The sequence below is a fragment of the Arcicella aquatica genome (genome assembly GCF_034928825.1).
Classification (GTDB): Bacteria; Bacteroidota; Bacteroidia; order Cytophagales; family Spirosomataceae; genus Arcicella; species Arcicella aquatica.
Genome location: NZ_JAYFUL010000062.1, coordinates 23162 through 29403 on the forward strand (window position 1 = coordinate 23162; position 6242 = coordinate 29403).

The window sequence follows — 6242 nt, forward strand, 5'->3', positions numbered from 1 at the left end:
AGCAGATGATGAAAAATGAATATGAAAAATTGATATTTGATGGCATTGCGTCGGGGCTTTCGCTGGATTTTGCCAACCTGAGGCTGTTTCCAGTGGTGTCAGTCCTCCCCGATGAGAATGCTGACTTGTTTACATTGCTTGATATTGTTCCTGGTAGTGGCTTAATTTTTAAAACGAATGATGTTCCGAATTTTAGTGCGATATACTGGGAATTGCTGGAAGCTCAAATGCCATCATTGATGAACAATTTGGCCATTACCAATTACAAGAAAAAGCAATATTGGATAGACGGCCCCTCGGCTAAGGAGGTACCTATTTATACGCCAAGCAGTAGCGATGTTAAGAATTCGATAGCTAGAGGTTCGTCAGTTGACATCACCATCGACTCTTCTAACTATCCTCCACTGGATGTTTCCCTTTTCCCTTCCTACCCAAGTATCGTATTAAACCATACGTTCCTCAGCTTTAACAGAGTTGCCAATGGTGAGCGGTTTATCCTCAAACTACATTTTGATAAGACAGTCAACTTGCCCATAAGGGCTGCGGGGTGGTTCTCAAGTGGTGCTTTTAACTCCGCTTATCACAACCAAGATGCATGGGTTGCGGGGGGCGACAATGTTACGTGGGACGCTCTGTTTGGAAAAAATGGTATCCTAAAATATATTAATACTGGCTTGTTAGTAGCGATGGGTATCACTATTGAGCTACAGGTGTTTGGGAATTATGATGAAAACGTGGTGAAAGCCTTGCAAAATAACCCTGATTTGACGGTCTGGCCTTTTTACTTAAATTCTGAATACCTCACCCAAACCGTAGAGCGCTGTGATGAAGAAAGCGTAAAGATTACGATAAGTACTGACCAAAACGAAATCTTTATGTTGGGGATGCAAGTAGCAAGTGTAAGTGGGCTGATGAATTGAGTCCCGCAGTTGCTCGCTTTCCAACGAGTGACGACTATTATAAGGCTTCTAGCCTAAAAACAAATGCGAAATGCTTAATTCACACAGTAGGGACGTATTGCATACGTCCTTTTTTACGTCCCTACCGTGCCCCCCGAAGTCACTCGTTTCCAACAAGTGACGACAGGCTTCCAGCCTAAAAAACTACGTGGAGTCAAAATCCGAAGACCAATATCCGAAGACCGAAATCCGAAACACGACATCCAACCCTCATAATTTCATCATTTAATACCATTTTTAGGCATTAAAATAGTAAAACCAGATATAAATACCTGCTTTTTGCCAACATAAAACAGATATTTATACCCTGTTTTATTGAGCCCAACTATGATACATTTGTATCAGTAATATTACAAGGGAAATTCAGCACTGATAAACAAATAGATGGTGTCATCATCTAGCTGTTACGATACTACTCACTTGTAAACCTGTGGAGTCCAGAAGCCACTTTAATAAACGGGGCGTTACGGAAAAGCCAAACGAGTACGAAAAAAAAACCTTAAACTTTTTTAACTATGGAAAATACCCTACAAACACAAGAAGACGTTGCTGAGACCAATCTAACCACGAGTGGGTTTCAATTTAGAACGCCTGCTGACATTCAAGATTTTTCAGATAATCCAGCGAAACAGGAAGCGATGAATCAGTTGTGGAGTGCCAACCTCGATGGTTTTACACAGCAAGGAATGTTGAGCAACCCTTGGAATACAATCAATACGCCATCTACGACCAACTATTATAATCCTGTTCAGAATAACCCAAGCAGTGATACTGCTTCTGTACAGTGGAGTGCATTTCCGGGCAGATTAGCCTATAATTACCCAACGGCTACGCAAGCAAGCTTAAATCAAATGGCAGATACGGGCGTGATGCCTGCGCCGATTTCGGATAATCCATGTGGTGATACTGGAAATTCCGTTCCGTATTTCCCTTATGGCCCCAGAGGTTGGCAAGATGAATATTGCGAATGGGCAGTTACTAGAAACGCCGCTGGAAAAATTACTAGAATAGACTTTACCTGCGAAAACCCTGAATATTGGAATAGCTTGTGGCTGATAGACCCTAATAAAGTTTTGGCATTGTATCAAAGTATCTTAGGTAAACCACAAATCACTTTAGCAGACCTAAGCGTGCCTAATATCACTGACCCCATCACCCAAGGGCCTGTTTATAACCCCCTTAATATATGGAATAGTGGGCCCGTTTCAAGTGCTACACAAGGCGGAGCCATCCACCTTACCAGTACGCCCAATACTTTGCAAACAGAAATAGGACTTGCTACGGCTGCAACCGTTCAACGGATTAATGCTGATGGTAGCACCTCTTGGCCATCAAGCCAATATAATGCCCTCCTTTGCGATGCCCAGTATGGACAAAAACATAGAAACAGCGACCCCAACATTGGCGGTACTGTGAACAGTTTTGTAACATTAGGCAATGTAGTAACCTTAGCAGACCCTCCGGGGTTATACATCCAGATGCCTAATTTTGCTGGCAATAATTATGAAGCTCCCAACGGCGACGACCCTGCTGCTTTTTGGACGATTGTAAGAGGTTCAGAAACACTTGATAGTCAGGATGGTACACAATTGCCCGGTAATTTTATCTTGCATGCCGTGTATGAAGTGCCTGCCAATAAGGGCTATACCGTTAGCGATATCACCATTAATGGAAGTCCTATCGAGTGGGGTTCGCAGGTGGCAGCTACTTTTAAAATGCAAATCGTAGCGAGTGCTTATGAAGGTACAAAACCCGCAGGATATGGCCCCGTAGATGATACAGACCCTGCTCATACGTTTGCACAACCAATTCAATTATTTTACGAAAGCTATTTTAACCAAGTATATAATACCAGTGTTCCGAACCCAGTAGATAATCCTATTTCTCTATTGAGTAATAGCACATTTATTCCTCCGACTGTTTTTATTGGGGCAAGCTCGATACAAATGGTGCTTATCTGTGGCACGATTACTTATACCGATGGAGTGCCATCAACCTATCCGACAGTAAGCTTTACCAACCCAGGAGTAACCGCAACGGTGACGGCGGTGCAAAGTAATGTTTATTATGCCGTTCCGGGGAATAGCAAGCCTAGTGAGAACTTTGCCCTATACCTGACGGTCGCTGTAAGCGAAAATGCATCTGCGGGAGTAACAGGGGTGTATGTTACCAATCAAGGACAGGTACTTAGTCAAGCCATGCCAGCATTGCTTTCGGTATTACCTATCACGGTGCAAGCGGCGATTGAGTGGCAAAACACTGGGGTACAAATAGAGCCGTCGAGCTTGTTATCAATTGCTTATGTGAGTGGCTTATGGACGGCCAATCCTCAAGACAATAATGGGCAGTTGTATAATGCCAATGGTACGCCAAGTAATATTCCAGCCAAAGCAGGCTATACCATGCCGGGGCAAAACGAGGGCTCTTTAATCGGGAAAGTAGGGGATACCGTGTTTTTTGTGGGTATGGGTACTAACATTCCACCAAACCTTTCGGGCGAATTATTATTATGTATCAATGATGATTTGAGCGGTGCTTACGGACAAGGATTTGCAGATAATGAAGGTAGTATTATCGTGCAGGTTAATAGTTTGTAGGTTATCAACCTCACCCCTAACGGCAACGGCCGACCGTCCAGACTACGCACCCCGCTCTCCTTCAGAGCTACGGTTTATACATAAGTATGTAAGTAATTGGTAATCAAAGTCTAGCAACCTCATCCCCCAGCGGCAGCGGCCGACCGCCCCTTCTCCTTCAGAGAAGGGGAGCAGACTTTGGGGTTGAAAGCTCCCCTCTCTGAAGGAGAGGGGCTGGGGGTGAGGTTTTAAGTAACATCACTAACACAACGCTCTTAATGGCTCATTGTATAAAATAAACTTACCTGATATGACTATACAAAAGATGAAGAAGGTATGGCTATTACTTTTTCTTCCAATCATATTTATCAATATGATTCCGTCTAATAATAAAAAAATACAGCAGAATGCCTTTGTATCGGCATCCGATTCGTGCAACTGTTATTCAACGAGTTCCCTTTACAACATTCAGGTATATTTTAACAATAATGTACCAGGGGATTTGAAGTCATTTAACAATCAATCTCAGGTAGATTGTTTTGCTTGGCAAGAATTCATCTCCTTGAATTGGCCCATGAACCCAAGTAGTAGTTTTGGAAAACCTTACGACATGGGAGCGGTACAATGGGAAACGTATATGCCTAGAGAAGTTTTGTTCCCAGACCAAGGCGTAAAACCTCCTGCTTGGGGAACGTTGGTGTCAGATAAATATGCGAAAAAGTTCAAGACACAACGCTTGCTCATGAACAAAATGAGTACAAAATTATTAACGTTTACCAGTAAGATTGATAATTCAGACTCGCTCAATACCTTTAGTGCAGATCAAGCAGCTCCACAGGGAAAACCAAGTTGGCTGGGCAGTCAGAACGGCAAGAATGTCTGGTATGAAATTCTGCTTAATAAAGATTATTACGATTTTGTGGTTCAGAAGGGCTATTATAATGCCGTCACTCAGCACGATTCCGTAAAGGCAGGGCATCCCATCAATTTCCCTCAGGGAGTTTATCATGGTAAAGTAGGTGCCATAGAATTAAAAGCAGCTTGGATGGAAGTACCCGACCCATTGTCTCCACAGTGGGCAAGGTATAAATTATCGCGTGCCACCGTGCTAGACCCTTCGACCAACCAATTAAGGACAACAACCGTAGCCCTAGTAGGATTGCATATTTTACACAAAACTCAGAATCAACCCACATGGGTTTGGGCTACTTTTGAACAAGTAGATAATGCACCAACAAGTTCGACGGTTGGTAGTCCGCCCTATGGTTATAATTTTTACAATGCTAATTGCACCGCACAGCAAGTAACAATAAAGACTAAAACGGGGGGAGATTCGGTGGTGACGGTTTCGTGTAGTCCTAATGTATCACCCCCTTATTATTTGAATCAGGGCGCACCAGTGCCCATCCAAATCACTAGGAGTAACCCCATTGATCCAAACGATGCTGCACCAATAAACCAGCGAATGCAAGGCAATATCAAGAAAGTATATCCCAATTCGGTTTGGCAATATTATCAGCTAGTAGATGTTATATGGTCACAAAGTGTTCAAAAAGACCCTACCACGCCGATTGAAGCACCGAGAAGTTTAAATGCATCATCCATGCTTAGTGGCGTTCCGATTGTTGCCAACACAACCTTAGAAAGCTACGTCCAGAAAACAAATACCTGTACCAGTTGCCATGTTTATAGTACAATAGCCCCCTATCCCTTAAATAGTATCAATGATAATATTTTCGGAGATTTTAGTTTTGCCATTAGCTTTGCCAAGTATAAAACAACTTTTACAAAACCGTCTAGTAGTAACCTAAAAACCCCGCATCCAGATCTGAAAAGTTTGAAAAAGACCATGAAAAAAGTGGCTATTCAATACTAGAGAAGAGGAGTGGGAATTAATTAATCCTTTTTCTTAGTTGGTGAATTCATTCACTAGCTAGGAGAAAGGATTTTTGTTTTTTCGCCTTTGGTGGTGTTTTTACCGCCAAATTATGCCTCAGCCACATCATATTTTTTGATAATTGGTGCGTTGCTTTCGCACTTGTTGTTGGAGAATGAACGTTAACAAAGGGCGAAAAACTCTTATATCTAGCGAGGGACTTAAGTCCCTCGCTAGATATAAACACGTTGATTATCAATTGATAATCAATGAATAACAACCTCATCCCCCAGCCCCTTCTCCTTCAGAGAAGGGGAGCAGACCTTGGTGCTTAAAGCTCCCCTCTCTGAAGGAGAGGGGTCGGGGGTGAGGTTTTCGCCTTTGGTGGTGTTTTCACCGCCAAATTATGCCTCAGTCACGTCATATTTTTTGATAATTGGTGCGTTGCTTTCGCACGTGTTGTTGGAGAATGAACGTTAACAAAGGGCGAAAAACTCTTATTTCTAGCGAGGGACTTAAGTCCCTCGCTAGAAATAAACACGTTGATTATCAATTGTTTTTTACCCAAGGCTGGTGTCTTCACCAGCCCTCATCCAGCAAAGGGAGTTTCGTCTTTGCTGGTGTTTTCACTGCCAAATTATGCCTCAGCCACGTCATATTTTTTGATAATTGGTGCGTTGCTTTCGCAACCTCACCCCCAACCCCTCTCCTTCAGAGAGCAGGGCTGTTAAGTTCTGGGATTTTATTAATTTTGACCAAATAATATTTTGTAATGGAGCTTAATGATTTTTTTAAAAGCCTTTCTGACCCTCGTAGAGGTCAAGGTCAACG

General features: G+C 42.7%; 3 protein-coding genes. All 3 read left to right on the top strand.

Going from position 1 to position 6242, the window contains the following annotated elements:
* Positions 1-5: 5 nt before the first annotated feature.
* The 3 genes from VB264_RS22910 to VB264_RS22920 all read left to right on the top strand — a co-directional run bounded on the left by VB264_RS22910 (position 6) and on the right by VB264_RS22920 (position 5411).
* Positions 6-920: a hypothetical protein gene (locus tag VB264_RS22910; protein ID WP_323253390.1), complete on the top strand. Its 915-nt coding sequence runs from the start codon at positions 6-8 to the stop codon at positions 918-920.
* 554 nt (positions 921-1474) lie between these two features.
* The gene (locus VB264_RS22915; protein ID WP_323253392.1) at positions 1475-3556 is read left to right on the top strand and encodes a hypothetical protein; all 2082 of its coding nucleotides are present in this window, start codon (positions 1475-1477) and stop codon (positions 3554-3556) included.
* Positions 3557-3845: 289 nt separating this feature from the next.
* Entirely contained in the window at positions 3846-5411 is a 1566-nt protein-coding gene (locus VB264_RS22920; RefSeq protein ID WP_323253394.1) for a hypothetical protein, read from the top strand.
* Positions 5412-6242: the final 831 nt, after the last annotated feature.

Bases quoted from the DNA above. Each gene is read 5' to 3' on its own strand.
- VB264_RS22910 (WP_323253390.1), top strand. From the start codon at position 6: ATGATGAAAAATGAATATGAAAAATTGATATTTGATGGCATTGCGTCG.
- VB264_RS22915 (WP_323253392.1), top strand. From the start codon at position 1,475: ATGGAAAATACCCTACAAACACAAGAAGACGTTGCTGAGACCAATCTA.
- VB264_RS22920 (WP_323253394.1), top strand. From the start codon at position 3,846: ATGACTATACAAAAGATGAAGAAGGTATGGCTATTACTTTTTCTTCCA.